13 protein-coding genes and 2 pseudogenes are annotated in these 16,487 nt (G+C 49.9%); 13 read left to right on the top strand and 2 right to left on the bottom strand.

From position 1 onward, the window contains the following. The first annotated feature begins 7 nt into the window (after positions 1–7). From AD948_RS10725 to AD948_RS18745, 5 genes are all read left to right on the top strand, one after another. Positions 8–547, top strand: coding sequence for a DUF1176 domain-containing protein (locus AD948_RS10725; protein ID WP_082782404.1), 540 nt, complete (start codon positions 8–10; stop codon positions 545–547). Next, a complete protein-coding gene (cysS, locus tag AD948_RS10720) occupies positions 544–2,025 on the top strand; it encodes a cysteine--tRNA ligase (RefSeq protein WP_237938455.1) in 1,482 nt (493 codons plus the stop codon). The genes AD948_RS10725 and cysS overlap by 4 nt, the downstream gene beginning before the upstream one ends. Next, positions 2,022–2,720, top strand: coding sequence for a ZIP family metal transporter (locus AD948_RS10715; protein ID WP_061471951.1), 699 nt, complete (start codon positions 2,022–2,024; stop codon positions 2,718–2,720). The genes cysS and AD948_RS10715 overlap by 4 nt, the downstream gene beginning before the upstream one ends. 206 nt (positions 2,721–2,926) lie before the next feature. Beyond that, positions 2,927–4,495: a TonB-dependent receptor gene (locus tag AD948_RS10710; RefSeq protein ID WP_248845998.1), complete on the top strand. Its 1,569-nt coding sequence runs from the start codon at positions 2,927–2,929 to the stop codon at positions 4,493–4,495. A gap of 15 nt (positions 4,496–4,510) precedes the next feature. Next, on the top strand, positions 4,511–5,011 hold the full coding sequence (locus AD948_RS18745) for a TonB-dependent receptor domain-containing protein (RefSeq protein ID WP_237938453.1): 501 nt from the start codon (positions 4,511–4,513) through the stop codon (positions 5,009–5,011). Positions 5,012–5,114: 103 nt separating this feature from the next. On the opposite strand, the pseudogene AD948_RS17810 reads toward AD948_RS18745, so the two are convergent. Further along, a pseudogene (locus AD948_RS17810) lies at positions 5,115–5,849 on the bottom strand (IS5 family transposase). Positions 5,850–5,999: 150 nt separating this feature from the next. Next, positions 6,000–7,409 carry an amidohydrolase gene (locus tag AD948_RS10695; RefSeq protein ID WP_237938452.1) on the bottom strand — a complete coding sequence of 470 codons (1,410 nt, stop codon included), beginning with the start codon at positions 7,407–7,409 and terminating at the stop codon, positions 6,000–6,002. Positions 7,410–7,593: 184 nt separating this feature from the next. Here AD948_RS10695 and AD948_RS10690 point away from each other — a divergent pair, with 184 nt between their 5' ends. The 8 genes and pseudogenes from AD948_RS10690 to AD948_RS18740 form a co-directional block, all read left to right on the top strand. Next, on the top strand, positions 7,594–10,080 hold the full coding sequence (locus AD948_RS10690; RefSeq protein WP_082782403.1) for a TonB-dependent receptor plug domain-containing protein: 2,487 nt from the start codon (positions 7,594–7,596) through the stop codon (positions 10,078–10,080). An 18-nt stretch (positions 10,081–10,098) separates the two neighbouring features. After that, positions 10,099–11,049 (top strand): transporter substrate-binding domain-containing protein, encoded by a 951-nt coding sequence (locus AD948_RS10685; RefSeq protein ID WP_061471949.1) that lies wholly within the window; start codon positions 10,099–10,101, stop codon positions 11,047–11,049. Next, positions 11,039–11,872 (top strand): amino acid ABC transporter permease, encoded by an 834-nt coding sequence (locus tag AD948_RS10680; RefSeq protein ID WP_169797408.1) that lies wholly within the window; start codon positions 11,039–11,041, stop codon positions 11,870–11,872. Before AD948_RS10685 ends, AD948_RS10680 begins: the two co-directional genes overlap by 11 nt. Next, positions 11,869–12,624, top strand: coding sequence for an amino acid ABC transporter ATP-binding protein (locus AD948_RS10675; RefSeq protein WP_061471945.1), 756 nt, complete (start codon positions 11,869–11,871; stop codon positions 12,622–12,624). Before AD948_RS10680 ends, AD948_RS10675 begins: the two co-directional genes overlap by 4 nt. A gap of 27 nt (positions 12,625–12,651) precedes the next feature. Next, entirely contained in the window at positions 12,652–13,965 is a 1,314-nt protein-coding gene (locus AD948_RS10670; protein ID WP_061471944.1) for an LLM class flavin-dependent oxidoreductase, read from the top strand. A 13-nt stretch (positions 13,966–13,978) separates the two neighbouring features. Continuing rightward, positions 13,979–15,316 (top strand): MmgE/PrpD family protein, encoded by a 1,338-nt coding sequence (locus AD948_RS17805; RefSeq protein WP_082782401.1) that lies wholly within the window; start codon positions 13,979–13,981, stop codon positions 15,314–15,316. A 274-nt stretch (positions 15,317–15,590) separates the two neighbouring features. Beyond that, positions 15,591–15,779 (top strand): hypothetical protein, encoded by a 189-nt coding sequence (locus AD948_RS10660; protein WP_061471940.1) that lies wholly within the window; start codon positions 15,591–15,593, stop codon positions 15,777–15,779. Positions 15,780–16,050: 271 nt separating this feature from the next. Then, positions 16,051–16,361: pseudogene (locus tag AD948_RS18740) on the top strand (integrase core domain-containing protein); the annotation flags it as partial. Positions 16,362–16,487: the final 126 nt, after the last annotated feature.

The raw sequence follows: 16,487 nt of genomic DNA, 5'->3' as shown, positions 1-16,487 counted from the left end.
TGCGGGAATGCGAGAAGGTCGGAAAAAGCGATTATTGTTCTATGTGTTTCTTCTGGGTGTAACAAACTCTACACCCAGTAATGCTAAGGGCTTCGATCTTCCCGCTATGGTGCAGGACGTCATACCGGAGGGCTGCACGCATTATGCACATAATCCCTCAGGACGGCAGGCCTATCGGATGGGCAGCCTCCCAGAGAACAAGGGCCGTATTTGGATCATACCCTGCACGGTCAGACTGTCAGAAACAACGCAGGTCGTGATCCGGGCTATGCCCTCTTCACCTGTAGAGCTTCTGACATTCAGGCAATGGGACCATGGGGTCTGGAACACGTCATCCTATCTGTTCAATGTGACCTACGATGATCAGTCAGGTGTTCTGACGTCGCTTCATCGGGACGACAGTTTAGGGGATTGTGGCACCTGGACTGTCTGGCAGGCCTCAGGAGCGGATTTCATAATGCAGCGGCTGGACGCCAAGACAGAATGTGACGGTCGGGAAGGTCCTTATCGCACTCTATATCTCTATCCGGGAAATCGACCGTCATGATGAAAGAAACTGGAACAGATCCGGGTCGTCATGCCCTGTTTCTGACAAATACGCTTTCGGGAAGAAAGCAGAGGTTCCAGCCTCGTGATCCGAACAGGGTCACACTGTATGTTTGCGGCCCTACCGTCTATAACTACGCTCATCTGGGCAATGCCCGTTCGGCGGTTGTCTTTGATCTTCTGTATCGCGTCTTGCGTCAAAAATATTCGCGTGTGCTCTATGCACGTAATTTCACAGATGTCGACGACAAGATCAACGCTGAAGCCGCGCGCACGGGTCAGTCCATCAGGGTGCTCACGGATCGTTTTATCGATGCCTATCGTTCCGATATGAAGGCGTTGGGTCTGCTTACCCCCGACTTTGAACCGCGTGTGACTGACCACATTCCCGATATCATTTCGATCATCAGTCGTCTGATCGACAGGGGGTACGCCTACGTCGCGGAAGGGCATGTGCTTTTTCATGTGCCGTCTTTTGAGCAATATGGCGTTTTGTCGGGCAGGAAACAAGAAGACCTGATGGCTGGGGGGCGAGTGGAGATTGCACCGTTCAAGCATGACCCCGCCGACTTTGTGTTGTGGAAGCCATCCTCTCCTGATCTTCCGGGGTGGGAGAGTCCCTGGGGCCGCGGCAGGCCCGGGTGGCATATCGAGTGCTCGGCTATGATCGAAAACCGGCTCGGTTTGCCGATTGATCTTCATGGAGGAGGCCAGGATCTTATTTTTCCCCATCATGAAAACGAAATTGCGCAAAGTGTCTCGGCGCGTGATGGCGCAGAGTATTGCAAGTTCTGGGTTCATAATGGCTTTGTCACTGTCGAGGGGAGAAAAATGTCGAAGTCCCTGGGCAATGTCGTGCTTGTCCACGATTTACTGAAGGAGACGGAAGGAGAAGCCATCAGACTTGCGCTGCTCTCGTCGCATTATCGGCAGCCCCTGGACTGGTCGAAGGAGCTTCTTGATCGGTGCAGGCGGACTCTGCAGCGTCTGCGTCGGCTTCTTTCGGACACAGACCACCTCGCTCAGGAGGATAGTGTCGATGGCTCTACCGAACTGAGCGTGGCGCGAGCGCTTGATGATGATCTCAACACGCCGGCTGCTCTGAGTGCCCTGTTCGAGACTGCCGGCCGTCTGCGCCGAGCAGAAACGCCGTCCGTCCGTGTCCGGCTTCGCGCGGAGTTGCTCGGCGGACTTCACGTGTTGGGGTTGTTGCAGAAAGAAGAGCAGGCGTCTCTACCGCCCGTATTGGATGTGTCCATATCCGACATGGTCGACCGTCGGACCGAGGCGCGTGAGAGGCGTGATTTCGATGAAGCGGATCGGTTGCGTGACGTGCTGCTCGCCCGAGGCGTTATCCTTGAAGATACGGCACAGGGAACGCGGTGGCACGTGAAGGACGCATTATGCCAAATCCCAGCAGAAAAGGGTGATCGGCAGGAAGACGTTGCACCAAATTCTCAGAGTAAGGACGCCAGATGACACCCACTGCTTATATTCTCGGTGTTGCTGCTGGTATGTCCACCGGGCTTGGCGGGTTGCTGGCAATGAAATTCAACCGCAGGACTGATTTGCTGCTTGGCCTGACCGGGGGCTGCGTGGTCGGGCTTGCGCTTATGGACCTGCTGCCAGAAGCGCTCGAAGAAGGCGCCAGTCGGTTTACTTCGACCTTTTTGGCAGGAGTGATGGCGATGGGCTTTGGCTTGTATCTATTGCTTCATCGCTGTCCTGCCGGACCAGTCGCAGGGCGGGCGAGCTTATTGGTCCATAGTGTTATGGACGGTCTGGGGATTGGGCTGGCTTTCCAGCTTTCGGATCGGACAGGGTGGTTGGTCGCTGCTGCTGTGCTGGGCCATGATATGGCGGATGGCGCCAATATGATTGGGCTTACCACTTTGGGACGGACGACGGCCCAGCCCATACAATGGCAACAATCCTATCGCTGGCTGTTGGCCAATGCATGCGCACCTCTGACGGGCGTTGTGATCGGACAGACCTTTCACGTGGAGGCGGCAGGGTTTTCAGTTCTGCTTGCCTTGTTTGCCGGCGGCTTCCTCTACATTGGGACGGCCGAGCTGTTACCCAGAAGTCGTGCGGCGAACCCAGGTCTTGCCGGCGGTACGGCCAGCATTGCAGGTCTGGCATTCATGGCTGTGATTTTACATCTGACGCAGTGACATATAGCGCAAAAACAATATTGCGGATCATTCGCAGTTTTGCCATAAAATGCAACATTATAACATAACATCAGGGACGCCCAATGCGATCTCGTGCAGTGCGTGGACTTACGAGGAGACAGGCAGGCCGCGGAATACTCTGCGCCTGCGGTGCTCTTGGATGTATATTGGGATGCCCAAGCCAATCGTTCGCGCAAACCACTCCCGTGACCACCAATAAGATATTACCTGATAAAGCCGTCGTGCAGTCGCAGCCCGCCGTTCAGGCCAGATCTCGTCAGGAGCATATTGAAGTTGTTGCATCGCGCCGGGATCTTACCGGGCGGGCACAAACTGCCAGTCAGGGAACAATTACGGCCAAGGAACTTCAGATGCGTCCCGCTTATCGTGTGGGACAGATACTGGAAGCGATTCCGGGTCTCGTCGTGACCACGCATTCCGGCGAAGGGAAAGCCAATCAGCTTCTTCTCCGTGGTTTTAACCTGGATCACGGTACCGATCTGGCGACCTTTGTTGACGATATGCCCGTTAACGGTGCGACGAATGCGCATGGGCAAGGTTATACTGATATCAACTTTCTCATTCCCGAATTGCTGGGGGGAGTAGATTACACGAAAGGGCCATTTTACGCGAATATCGGTGACTTTGGTGTGGCTGGATCTGATCACATGAAACTTGCCAGCGAGGTGCCGCGTCAGATCAGCGCGAGCGCGGGAACGCTGGGTGACTATCGCGTCTACGCTGGTGGAACGACCAGGTTTAAAAATGGAGACCGGTGGGTCAATGCCTTCACCTGGCAGCATGCCGACGGCCCATGGCGCTATCCCGACAATGCACGCACCTTGCGGGCCATTTCGCATTTCACGCATGGTGATGATCGTAATGGCTTTGATCTCACCGGAATGTTTTATCGTGGTCAATGGCGCGCGACAAATGATCAACCACTTGAGGCGATGCGCAGCGGGATGATCGGTCGCTACGGATCTCTTGACCCCACGGACGGAGGATTTGCCGAACGTTATAGCCTCTCCGGGCATTATCGGATGGCCGGCGATAACTGGAAGTGGGTTACCAGCGCTTTTGCTTCGCACAATCGGATGACGTTGTGGAACAACTTCACGCATTATCTGGACGATCCCGTTAATGGCGATCAACATCAGCAGGATGAGACGCGCACGATGCTGGGAGGCACATCGACTTACTCGCGAAATGACCATATCGGACGTTTTGAGAGCGAGACATCCGTGGGTGTCCAGGGGCGTTATGACATCCTGTACGTTGATCGCCGTCATACCCATGAGCGTGTAGCGCTTCGGGATTGTCCCGGCAGTTTGAATGATAGCGCTCAGTATGCGTGCAACGCCGACAACATTAATCTCGGTGCAGTGGGCTTTTACGTACAGAATACGACTCACTGGCTTCCATGGTTGCGAACAGTTGTGGGGCTTCGGGAAGACTATCAGGGTGGCATCGACGATAACCTTATCGATGGTTCGCGTACCGTCAAACATCAATGGCTTTTTCAGCCAAAGGGAAGTCTGATCTTTGGTCCATGGAAGCGAACGGAACTGTATCTCAGTGCTGGTCGAGCCTACCATTCGAACGACTTTCGTTCGGTATCGGGTTCGTACAATTCGGGCGAATTTACATCCGTCAGTGTACCCCTGATGACCTCAGCCGTTAGCGGCGAGATAGGCGTGCGCACAACTCCTGTGGATCATTTCCATATGCAGGCGGCTGTGTTCATCATCGATTTCGATTCCGAATTGAGTTAAGACGGCGACGACGGGGTGAATTCGCCAGGCCCTGCAAGCCGCCGGGAAGGTGTCGAGTTTTCTGCACAATACAATCCTCTTTCCTGGCTTGAATTCAACACAGACCTGTCTTTCGCGCGGGCCCGCTATCGGACGCACGATCCGGCTTATTACGGGATTGACGGGTTGTTCGTGACAAATGCCCCCAAGTTTGTATGGTCGTTTGGCGTTCTGGCTGATTCTCATGGTCCCTGGTATGGAAGCCTGCAGGTGCGCTGGTTGGGCGGATATCCGCTGGTGGAAGATAACTCTCTCCGGTCCTCAGGATATCAGGAGCTCAATATGATGGTTGGATACAGGTTCACAAAAAATCTCCGACTTGAAGCCAATGTTTTCAATATGTTCAATAACAGGGGGTACGCAGCGCAATACGCGTATGACTATCGCCTGACTCCGACTTCCACTGAAAGTAGTGGAGCGACAGGGCACCCGGTTGAACCAGTTTCCGCGAGATTTACGTTGACCGCGAACTTCTGATCTACGCAACCGATAAAATTCATCTTAGTATCCTGCTGATAAACCGTGCATTTACTCGCCCTGGCTGCAACAGGGTCAACTAATTGTTCGCTGGGCTCAGGACTCATAACCAGAACAAGACGGTTGCAGCGAGGCAGATGGCTGAGAAGAAGACGGTCGGGCATCTGTCATAGCGTGTTGCGACCCGCCGCCAGTCCTTGAGGCGGCCGAACATGATTTCGATGCGGTTGCGTCTTTTGTATTTTCGCTTGTCGTATTTGACTGGTTTTCCGCGGGATCTTCTTCCCGGAATGCAGGGCCTGATCCCTTTTTCCTCCAGGGCATCCCGGAACCAGTCAGCGTCATAGCCCCGATCTGCCAGCATCCATTCGGCCGGTGGAAGACCGTCCAGACGGGCAGCCGCCCCGGTGTAATCACTGACCTGCTGTCATGAAGAAGTCGAGCGGACGTCCGTTCCGGTCGGTGACGGCATGCAGTTTCGTATTCATCCCGCCTTTGGTCCGTCCGATCAGACGGCCTGGCCCCCCTTTTTTAACCGCAGGCTTGACGCCGTGCGATGGGCCTTGAGATAGGTCGCATCAATCATGATCGTCTGAGGCTCTACCTCGCCGGTAGTCAGTCCCTCCATCATGCGGATGAATATCCCCATAGCACTCCAGCGCTTCCAGCGGTTGTAGAGCGTCTTGTGTGGACCGTATTCCCGGGGAGCATCACGCCAGCGCAGACCATTTCGGTTCACGAAAATAATCCCGCTCAACATACGACAGTCGTCAACACGAGGTTTGTCATGGCTCTCCGGGAAAAAGGGTCGCAGACGATCCATCTGCTGGTCCGGCAGCCACTACAGATCACTCATCTTCTGTCTCCTCAAGGAGCCTGAATCACATCCTTCCGTCCATATCAATCGGTCCTGAGCCTAGTGCAAGCCACTACTTACTGCACCTTTGAAGCAAGAGTTCAGAAATTAAAAACCAATAGAATTCCTCTTTCATCGTGGCTCATGCGTTGACGGCGGTTCAACCGTTTTTGGAATGATGGCTTTATAATCTCGTTTTTTGTTTTCTTTTTCCAGTATCGATGGATTTTCAAGGATATTAATGGCTGTTGCAGCCATGATTTTGGCTGCATGCAGCATGCCCTTATGAGCAAGGGAGGACTTCCCCTGTGCAGTAGCCTGCCATGAATGAAGCGAGGTTCCGACTGCCATGGTGGTTGCAAGTAATTGCACGGTTGGTACAATCCAACTCACATCGCCAACGTCTGTTGAACCTAAGATATTTTTTGTGAAATAAGGCCGGTACGGAATAATCTCATTAAAGATAGAGACATTTTCCTGATAGGGAATTTCCATCATGCTATACGCGGATACGATGTCGGTTTGTGGAATGGTTGCCTGAATATCCTGAGCATAGTGATAGTCTGTCGGGCTTAAAGGTAGTGGACCAAGCTCTTCAATATTATGCTGCATCAGTTTTTCCAGCTTTGGCGCGGGCATGAGGTTAGCCATACCGCTTAAAACCTGGATATCAACTTGTGTTTCAGTCATCAGCGCGGCGCCATGCGCAATATTTTCCACTCGCTTTTGTAGCGGAAAAAGATCTTCCAGTTTTTCAGCGCGTATCATGTAACGAATACGCGTTTCTGACTGAACGACATTCGCCGCTTTTCCACCTGCATTTATATAAGCGTAGTGGATACGGGAGGTTGGCAGCATGTGTTCGCGTAAGTAATTGACACCGACATTCATAAGCTCCGCTGCATCCAGCGCTGAACGCCCGAGATGAGGGGACATCGCAGCATGGGATGACCGGCCGGTGAAAACAAAGTCCATGCAGACATTGGCAAGAGAAGAGGGAGGGCAGACAGTGGTAAAAGCGAAAGGGTGCCAACTAATAGCACAATCCACGCCATCAAATGCGCCATTACGGATCATGAACACTTTTCCCGCACCGCCTTCTTCAGCGGGGCAGCCGTAATATCTCACCGTGCCTGGTGTTCCCGTCTGTTCCAGCCAGTCTTTTACCGCTGTTGCAGCTGCCAGCGCACCCGCGCCTAATAAATTATGCCCACACCCATGCCCATTACCGTCTGGAGTAATCGGGGCAGGGTGGGAAACATTGGCCTGCTGACTGAGGTTGGGGAGTGCATCAAACTCCCCCAGAAAAGCAATGACCGGACCGCCTTTGCCACTTTCCCCCATGACAGCAGTTTTTAGGCCTCCTGCACACTCTGTAACCCTGAACCCTTGCTCCAAGAGCGTTTCTCTATGAAGTGCACAAGAAGAAACCTCCTGAAAATTTGTTTCGGGCACGTCCCACACACTCTCACTTAAAGTTTCAAAAACGGGGCCTTTCTGGTCAACTAGTTGCCAGATTGTTTTCTCATTTTGCAATTTCACGATCCTTTTTGTGGAAACTTATCTAAATTAGGGAGATTGGTAGCGTCATTTTTGGCCCGTTAAGGCATTAATATTTATTCATCAAAAAACCATCGTGAAATCATGCGCCCTTATTGACGGAAGATTGTGTGGGTGTATTTTATATCAACTATATTAAATAGTTAAATTATAAAGGCGCAGGGTAATGTCGTTGAGTGGTGATCTTTTTTTTCAACATATAAACCACACAAAAAAGCGGTATTTGCTTATTGGCGTCTGTGCGGCTCTTCCTCTTTCTGCCGCCCATGCTCAGAATACTCGGTATAGTAATAATGCCTCTGTTGCTCCGGCCGATGTGGTGGACGCAGGGACGTCTTCCAGTGAAAAATCAGAATCTGTCATTGTTACAGGGACCCATGCGACCAACCGGAAAGCCCGCGATAGTACATCGCCTATAACCGTTGTCTCTGCCGCAACTTTACGGAGGTCAGGCCAACTGAATCTGGCTGATGCAATAACGCGTGTTGACCCGTCCATTACCATGGCAACTTTACCGACAGAAACAGGGGCGCTTACCTCTGCAATTCGTATGCGTGGGTTGAACCCTAATGAAGTTTTGGTTCTTGTGGATGGCAAGCGCAGGCATACAACAGCCAATCTGACGGCAGCAGCAGGTCCACAGCAAGGGTCAACAGCTGTGGATCTGAATATGATACCAGCTAACGCAATTGACCACATAGAAATTCTGCGGGATGGTGCGGCCGCTATGTATGGGTCAGACGCCATTGCCGGGGTTGTCAATATCATCACAAAGAAAACAGACCATGGTCTGGATGCTTCGGCTCAAACAGGAGCGAATGCCTATAACGGTGACGGCTGGCAATATTCTGTTGGTATAGATGGCGGAATGAAGTTGGGGCGGGATGGCTTCCTGCATTTGAGTGGCCAAGTGTACCATACAGACCATTTCATCAACAGTTCTAAAAGTGTCTGGAGCCACCAATGGTCGCCAGGGTCTTCCTGGGCACCTACGTCTGATAAAAGTCTTTCCACGCCAGAAGAAACAAGAGGCAACCTTGCTCTGGAATGGGCAAAGCCTATTACGGAAGGGATAGAAAGCTACGGCTTGATTACTTATGCGCATCGTCATGCTGAGGCCATAGAGCACTACCGCCTGCCAACAGTAGCACCAACAGCATTCCCAGCAGGCTTCTCACCGCTAGAAATCATTGATGAGGACGACTACCAGGCCAATATTGGCCTCCGTGGCAAAAACCTTCTAGGATTTGATTGGGATATTAGCACTCTATACGGAGAAGATAATGACCGGATTGATAACAAAGATACCTTCAATTCGGGCTATTATAAAAAATATGGCTATTCTCCCACTAAAGTAAGAGCATCAAATTTCACCTTATCCCAATGGACCAGTAATCTTGATCTAAGGCGTAATTTCTCTATTGCTCATGCCATACCTGTCACTCTTGCCATGGGCGCTGAGCACAGGCTGGAAATGTATGGCATTCGCGCAGGCGATCTGGCTTCATATTCAGAAGGGGGGATGGCCTCTTCTACAGCGCTCTCACCCTATAATGCTGGCCATTGGGACAGAAATGTATGGGCCGGTTATATAGATGGAGATTTCCACCCACTTAAACATTGGGATCTCGATTTCGCTGGCCGTTTTGAGCATTATACGGACTTTGGCAACACAGAAAATGGTAAAGTCAGCACACGTTACGACTTTACCAAGCGTATTGCCATACGTGGGACAGTTAGTAACGGGTTTCGTGCGCCATCTTTGGCTGAAGAGCATTTCAGTAACCTCGGCGTAACCCCCACCGGAGCTTCGGGGCTGTTGTCAACAACCAGTGAGGCTGGTCGCTCAATTGGGGCACAACATCTCAAACCTGAACGATCTACCAATGTTGAAGGTGGCATTATTCTGGAGCCGATTGATGGCTTCCATATCTCGGCAGATGTTTACCAGATCAATATTCGAGACCGCATCATTGGATCAGGATTTGTGAATGGTCAGACGGCGTATGATGCTATTGCCCTGACAGGCATGGAGCTTCCTACAGGCGGAAATGTCGACCTTAACAACATCAAAGCCAACTATATGGCAAACGCAGCAAGCACCCGCACACAAGGTTTGGATCTTCAGGCTGACTACCTTCTGCATTTGCACCAATATGGAAACCTTACACTTTCCATGATGCTTAATCTCAATCGTACCCGCCTGCATCATGTTAATACAAATGCTGATGGCAACCCCTTGGTAAGTGCCCAGACAATTGGTTACCTCACCACAGCCTCGCCACGGAGCAAAATTGTGCTGAATGCATTCTGGAGCAACGGTGTGTGGGATGTAAATGTGCGCCAGACACGTTATGGGCAGACTACATCGCTGCTAACATATCAGGATCTAGCGCCTGCGGCCGTCAGATATTCCACATCTCAGTTTTCTGAATTCAGCAACACACCTGTCTGGATGACTGATCTGGAAGTGGGGTATCGCTTTAACCGACACTGGCATGCTTCCATTGGCGCGAATAATATTTTCAACCAACGGCCACGGCATGTTCCGACACAAAACAACTATCTTGGCACACGCCCGTATGATCAGGTTGCATCCAGTCTGCCTATTTATGGCGCATATTACTATGGACGCGTTAATGCAAGTTTCTAAAAGCAAGTCACTTTTTTCATGAAGAAAGAGGTGTTTTGTGCGGGTGTTCTTATGGTTCTAGGCCTTTTTCTGGTTCAGAACTTAGGGCGCAAGGCGGAAAATTTTATTCCGTACCAAACAGATATTTCCGTGCCTGTTGCACAGGATCTGCAAAAGCGTGTCCCGGCTGAATACAGGCGCAGTGGAGCGTTGTTGGTTGCCACTCACCCGACAACGCCACCCACGGTGTTTCTTACGCCAGATACGATGCAGTTGCAGGGCAGGGAGATCGATATCATGGCAGCTGTAGCCCAACTACTGGGGTTAAAGCTGTACTGGGCGAACCCTGGAAGCTTGGGAAGCACGGTCCTTGGGCTTGCCAGCCATCGTTATGATGTCGCTTTGGCTAACCTGAATGTAACAGAAACACGGCTCAAAAAAATAGATTTTGTTTCCTATTTTGATGACAAGCGCCTTGGCCTCCTAGGTTTGGCTACAACGCAAGGACAGGTGACCCAGTGGCATGATTTATGCGGTTTCACTATAGGAGCAGGATCTGGCACAGAAAATGCAACTGTGCTGCAAAACCATAGTCGAGACTGCAAACAAGCGGGGGCAGCGCCTATTACTGTCATGCTTTTTCCATCCCGCCCAGCAGGTGTTCAGGCTATTATTAGTGGGCGTGTTCCTTATTTTCTTGGCCCTTACGAAGGCGTAAAGGCCATGGCGCAAGGCAGCCACGGCCAAGTTGTTCTTACTGCTACACTAGACCGCCACGGAAGCTATGTTGGAATGGGCTTACCCCGCCAGTCCTCGCTAACACCGGTTATAACAGATGCAGTTAATCGTTTAATAGAGCTCGGCATTTACCAGAAAATACTTGGTAAATGGGGTATTTCTTACGGTGAAATTGGAAAAAGTTATAGCAATATGGATATTCTAAATTCCGTAGGCGCACAAAATGATGGAAGGGCCTTACATGAGCCATAACCTTGTTATTGTGCCCAAAACAAAAATTGCGGAACGCCTTGCGACCATAGTGGTTGCCGCCTGTGTTGCCGCACTTCTGTATTCAATTTTTAAAAACCCTCGTTTTGAATGGCAGATCGTTTTTGCAGATTTTACTGCACCAGCCCTGCTCAAAGGCTTGCTGATCACGCTTGAACTGACATTCTTTGCAGTTTTTTTTGGCTTTCCACTTGGTACTGTTTTAGCAGCAATGCGGCAGGCCGATAGTAGGCTACTACAAAGTGTAAGCTGGTTTTATGTATGGGTTTTTCGTTCTGTTCCCATGCTTGTACAGTTATTTTTCTGGTTCAATATTGCCGCGTTGTATCCGCGCTTAGTTTTGGCCCTGCCCGGTTTGGGCGAGCTATATTCTTTCCCAACAAACCATGTGTTGACCGGCTTTTCCGCAGCAGTTCTAGCATTGGTTCTTCATGACGCCGCATATACCAGTGAAATTATACGTACCGGCTTACGGAGTATTCCAACTGGACAGCGGGATGCCGCTCGGGCGTTAGGGTTTACCAATTCTGGCGTGATGTATAGCATTGTTTTTCCACAGGCATTCAGAGTCATTTTACCTGCTGCGGGCAATCAGATTATAAGCACATTAAAAGCAACATCTGTTGTTTCTGTGATAGCATTGCAGGATGTACTGTATTCTGCTCAGGAAATTTATGAACGCACATATGATGTTATACCGCTCCTGATTGTTGCCTCTCTCTGGTATCTTGTTGTCACGTCTCTCTTATCCATAGGGCAATACTGGGTGGAGGGGCGACTTTCGCGTAAGGATCAGCCGTTATGAGCGGTCTTGAAATATCAGGTGTTTCCAGAAAAATTTCAGGGAAAACCATCCTTGATGACATCAACTTAATTGTACCATCGGGACAGACTTGTGTGCTACTTGGCCCTTCGGGTTCTGGAAAGTCCACATTACTACGGTGCATTAATCATCTTGATCGTATTGATAGTGGCATTATTCGGCTGAACGGTGAAATCATCGGTTACAGACAAACTGGTGACAAGCTATACGAACTCTCCGGTCGAGAAATTGCACGCCAGAGAACCCAAATAGGCATGGTTTTTCAACAATACAACCTTTTCCCACATCTTTCCGTTTTGGAAAATATTGTCATTGCGCCAATTAAAATCCTCAAGAAAAAGAGAGGGGATGTTATAGATCAGGCATTGGCTCTTTTAAAAACTGTGGGTTTGGAAAGTCACGCAAATGCTCTCCCGCCATCACTCTCTGGTGGTCAGCAGCAGCGTGTTGCCATTGTCAGAGCGCTTATCATGCAGCCTGAAGTCATGTTGTTTGATGAGCCTACGGCGGCATTAGACCCGGAACTGGTGCAGAGCATGGCGAGATTGCTGAAGCAATTAAGCGAGCAAGCAATGACCATGGTGATTGTAACACACGAACTAAGTTTTGCCCGCGCTTTGCAAGGTAACGTCGCGTTTATGGAGAATGGTCGCATTATCGAACACGGCCCCTCACATGACTTATTTACCCATCCACAACATGTGCGCACTGCCGATTTTCTTCGTCAGTCTTGATAGTGAAATTTTGATAAGGACAAAGCTATGTCAAAACAAATGCATTTAGGCGTTTTTGTGCAAGCAACAGGGCACCATGTTTCAGGATGGAGAGTGCCAGAAGCGGAAACGGGGTCAGAAAACCTAGCACTTCTCCAGAAAATCGCCGCGATAGCAGAGCGTGGCAAGTTTGATCTTTTCTTTCTGGCGGATGGCCTGACATCAAGCCTGACAGCACATCCTTCCACCATGGTCCGATTTGAGCCTACAACTTTGCTGGGCGCAATTGCCATGTCCACCCGGCATATAGGACTGGCAGCGACGGTCTCTACTACTTATAGTGAGCCTTATCAGGTGGCGCGTACGTTCGCTTCCCTTGATCACCTCAGTAATGGCCGTGCAGCCTGGAACGTGGTCACAACCAGTTACGCACGCTCTGCTGCTAATTTTACCCGGTCCACCCACCCGGGTCACGACAACCGTTATGAAATAGCGGAAGAATTTGTCGACGTTTGCAAAGGGTTGTGGGACAGTTGGGACGATGGTGCAATTGTGGCCGACAAGACCAGCGGAACTTTTGCTCTGCCAAGCAAAATGCACCAACTAAACCACAAAGGGCAATTTTTTACGGTTCAGGGTCCGCTGAATGCATCGCGACCACCACAAGGGCATCCAATTATTATTCAGGCAGGTTCCTCAGTGCCTGGACAAAATCTTGCGGCACGTACAGCGGACATCGTTTTTACCGCACAAGGAGATTTGGCAGAAGCGCAAGCATTTTACGCAAGCCTTAAAGGACGCCTTGTAACCTTTGGTAGAGAGCGTAACGACCTTGTTGTTATGCCCGGTGTCTTCCCGGTTATTGGTCGTGACGAAAAGGAAGTAGAAGAAAACTATCAAAAACTAAAAGAATTGACGGATCTACCCAGTGCGCTTGGGCTTCTTTCAGAACGTCTTGGGCACGATGTTACGCAATTTGACCTTGATGGCCCACTTCCAGCAGATCTTGCTATTTCTGATGAAATCCAAAGCAGGGGTGAGCTCTTGAAGGCTCTTGCCTTAAGAGAGAATATGACCGTGCGCGAGTTAGCGTTACATGTTGGGATGGCACGTGGTCATAATGTACTAAAAGGCACCCCATCTGTTATTGCCGACCATTTGCAGCAGTGGTTTGAGAGTAACGCGGCTGATGGCTTCAATATCATGCCAGCATGGTTTCCGGGACAATTTGAACTTTTTGTAGACTATGTTGTTCCTGAATTGCAGAAAAGAGGACTGTTCAGGAAAGAGTATGAGGGCGCAACATTACGCGACATTTTAGGTCTGGAAAGGCCACAAAACAGCTTTGTCTCCAAAGTGTAGGAGCCGTTTTTTTATGCCTTATTCCCTAACATATCGTTTTTCAGAGCTGGCTTTAACGACACATCCTCCAGAAAGTGTGATTGAGCTTTCTCGGTCGGGTTTAATCGATTACCTAGGCTGCGCTTTTGCGGGCATTGATAATCCAGCCTATCAGAAAGTGAGAGCAGCTTTTTTGCCGCTGGCTGGGCAAAAAGGCAGCTTCCTCCTTGGTCAAGAGACAGTAGTGGACCCGGCAACAGCGGCATTATTAAACGGGACACTTTCGCATGTTCTCGATTTTGACGATATCCATTCCGACGTAAGAGGCCACCCCAGCATTGTGGTATTGTCCGCTCTGTTTGCATACTTGCCAAACATTCCGAATGTCACGGCTATCCAGTTCTTAGCGGCGTATTGTGTGGGAGTGGAGGCCATGGCGCGGTTAGGGCGTGCCATGCGCCATAGACATTACGAGACAGGCTTTCATGCAACAGCAACTTTGGGTCCTTTAGGTGCTACGGTTGCCCTTGGGTATTTATTAAACGTGACACCCGATTTGCTAAGTAATGCTTTAGGAATAGCGGCTACTCAAGCAGCGGGATTACGCGCTCAGTTTTCAACTGAAGTGAAGCCTATTCATGCAGGTTTTGCTGCACGTTCTGCTATATCAGCTATTCTCTTAACTCTTGCTGGTGTTGAGGGAAATAGAGATATTCTCGACTCTCAATTTGGATTTTTTAAAACATTAGGCATGGATGACGCACTGCCATCAATATGCCTGAACGGTTGGGGAAAAGAATGGGCCTTTGAAAATCCCGGACTAATTTTCAAGCTATATCCATGTTGTGGCGCTAGCTATTTGCCGATTTCTGCTTTCCTAGAGTTGCGTAAAAATAATAATTTTTCATTGGATGAAATAGAAAAAGTAATTGTTACGTTTCCTTCTGGAGGAGATGCAGCCTTGACTGTAACAAAACCAGAAACGGGTAGAAAAGGACAATTCAGTATTGAGTATATTTTGGCAGCTTTTCTTGTCAAAAAAAATGTTGATTTATCCTTGTTTAAAGATGACGCCATAGCACCAGACATTTTGTCTGTAATGTCACTCATTGCAAGAGAAACAGATTTTCAGGCTCCATCTCTGCAAGAAGCTCCAGAAAAGCGTTTTGCAAAAGTTACTGTCGTTTTGAAGAACTCCAGATCAATTTCCTATGCCTCACGTTCGTTGCCTGATGTTTCTAAGCAAGACATAAAAAATAAGTTTTTCCAGAACACAAAGTCTGTATTGAAGAAAAATTCCGACGTTTGGTATAGTGTTTACTTCATGAGATCAGTTGAAGATTTAGATTTATTTCTTAAATTTCTGAAGTAAAAAGTTGGTTTTCGTTACGTTTTTCCATGAAGTCAGAATTTATGGGCAACTCTGCCTTTCGGATATAATGATTGAGGGGCTTCATCTGAGGAGAAGCTGGAATTGCGGGTGTCTGGGATTCTGGCAGGCCAGAAGCGGCTCGCGCGTTCACCGGAATTACATCAAAACTGTGCTGCTCAAGGAATTCGTAAAACAGGATCTATAAAACAGGATCTAATAGTGAATTGCCCTAGGTTTTGTGGAGACAGAAAGAGCTGTGAGGTGAGAAGAATTCATGGGCAATAAACCGAAGCGTTTTCTGCCTGAATTTTACGAACTTGCAGCCTGCATGGTTCTGGAGGAAAAGAAGAACCGTCCTTCGCGGTGGTCTGCGGTGATGATGATCGCTCCAAAGCGGGATATTGATCCTAACATGCTGTCGAAATGGACCCGTCTGCATGGCGCGCCAATGGGCCTGCGGTGAGTGACCCGCGAACTGCAGCAGGCGAATGAAATCCTGCGCAAGGCGTTAGCATATTTTATGCAAGGAGAACTCGGCCGCCGCTTCAGACCATGACCAGCTTCATTGATGAGCACCGGCAGCCAGTATGTTATCGATGCATTAGATGCGGTTGCTCCTGCCCTGAATACATGGCCACGCAAAACACTCGGTTGGTAAACACCAGCAGAGGCACTCGACCAACTGCTCAAACAACATATAATCGAAAGTGTTGCGACGACCGGTTGAATCCGTCCAATATGTACCCATTTGCTACACGCAAAGACTGGCTGACGCTGAACTGGTCGCGTCTGTCGGAAGTGTTGGGGATCTCTATGATAACGCCCTCGCAGAGACTATTTAACGGACGTTATAAAACCGAACTCGTCTATCGACCGGGGGTCATGGAAAAACAGGGAAGCTGTTGAGTAGGCAACGCTTAAATGGGTCGCCTGGTTCAACAATCGGCGCCCCCTGTCCTCCACTGGAAACATCCCTCCAAGTGGCGCCCCCGCTCTTCTGCCAAAGCGAAAGCGTTACTCCGTTTTCGTGGCCTGTCCGTCATGAATGCTGTCTTTTTATCTTTCCGGGAGACCGGAGAGCGATCCCATCATCGGGCAGGCGGAAGGGCCACTGTATCACCTGTCCGGATTGTATGCATGTGGTGCGGAGGAGCCTGAAAGTACGGGACAT

Origin of the sequence: Acetobacter senegalensis, assembly GCF_001580995.1 — a bacterium.
Classification (GTDB): domain Bacteria; phylum Pseudomonadota; class Alphaproteobacteria; order Acetobacterales; family Acetobacteraceae; genus Acetobacter; species Acetobacter senegalensis.
The sequence above is the reverse complement of the archived record's forward strand: the minus strand, read 5'-3'. Positions and strand labels throughout refer to the sequence as shown.

Bases quoted from the DNA above. Each gene is read 5' to 3' on its own strand.
- AD948_RS10725 (WP_082782404.1), top strand. From the start codon at position 8: ATGCGAGAAGGTCGGAAAAAGCGATTATTGTTCTATGTGTTTCTTCTG.
- cysS (WP_237938455.1), top strand. From the start codon at position 544: ATGATGAAAGAAACTGGAACAGATCCGGGTCGTCATGCCCTGTTTCTG.
- AD948_RS10715 (WP_061471951.1), top strand. From the start codon at position 2,022: ATGACACCCACTGCTTATATTCTCGGTGTTGCTGCTGGTATGTCCACC.
- AD948_RS10690 (WP_082782403.1), top strand. From the start codon at position 7,594: ATGTCGTTGAGTGGTGATCTTTTTTTTCAACATATAAACCACACAAAA.
- AD948_RS10685 (WP_061471949.1), top strand. From the start codon at position 10,099: ATGAAGAAAGAGGTGTTTTGTGCGGGTGTTCTTATGGTTCTAGGCCTT.
- AD948_RS10680 (WP_169797408.1), top strand. From the start codon at position 11,039: ATGAGCCATAACCTTGTTATTGTGCCCAAAACAAAAATTGCGGAACGC.
- AD948_RS10675 (WP_061471945.1), top strand. From the start codon at position 11,869: ATGAGCGGTCTTGAAATATCAGGTGTTTCCAGAAAAATTTCAGGGAAA.
- AD948_RS10670 (WP_061471944.1), top strand. From the start codon at position 12,652: ATGTCAAAACAAATGCATTTAGGCGTTTTTGTGCAAGCAACAGGGCAC.
- AD948_RS17805 (WP_082782401.1), top strand. From the start codon at position 13,979: ATGCCTTATTCCCTAACATATCGTTTTTCAGAGCTGGCTTTAACGACA.
- AD948_RS10660 (WP_061471940.1), top strand. From the start codon at position 15,591: ATGGGCAATAAACCGAAGCGTTTTCTGCCTGAATTTTACGAACTTGCA.